Here is a 590-nt window from a genome sequence, read left to right on the forward strand (position 1 = left end):
CGCCAGCTTGCGCGCGAGCTGCTGCCCGGCGGCGTGCGACCCCGCCATGCTGGAGACCTCCACCACGGCCGTCGCCAGGGTGGTCTTCTCGAAGCGGGTCACCGACACCGAGAGGCTGTGATCACGGACGGCGGGCCCTGCGATCTCACCCGCGCTCGAGCAGCCGATGAGGTGTGCCTTTGGATAGATGCGGCGCAGCTCGCCGAGCGGGGAGGGGTCGTCGATCAGCTCCGGCGCCCCGAACACGAGCACCAGCGTCCGCTCTGCGTCCAGCGTGTGGTCGAGCGGCTCGGACCACCGCTTCTGCTCGAGGTCGTACGAGAACCGGCGCACCCGCATCCCTGCCATCACCGCCGCGGAGCGCAGGTTGGTGTCGGAATTGAACTCGATCTCCTCGATTTCCCCCATGCCGTCAGCGTGCCCCTTCACGCCGGGCAGGGGGGAAGTCGGAGACGGTGAGGCTGGCGACGCCGTGATCGCAGCGCTCTCCGGCCGGCTCGCGGGCGTCCCTCGCTCGCCCCCTCCTCCAGCGCGCCTCAAGAGGGGCGTCGCGGATTCGGAGAAGACGGTGAGGGTCATGGTCTGGTTGT

Annotated in this window: 1 protein-coding gene; it reads right to left on the reverse strand. The window is 69.8% G+C overall.

Going from position 1 to position 590, the window contains the following annotated elements:
- Positions 1–429 (reverse strand): FIST N-terminal domain-containing protein (locus tag CAP_RS46925; protein ID WP_275936566.1); only part of this gene is annotated, 429 nt, incomplete at its 3' end.
- Positions 430–590: the final 161 nt, after the last annotated feature.

Origin of the sequence: Chondromyces apiculatus DSM 436, from assembly GCF_000601485.1 — a bacterium.
GTDB lineage: Bacteria > Myxococcota_A > Polyangia > Polyangiales > Polyangiaceae > Chondromyces > Chondromyces apiculatus.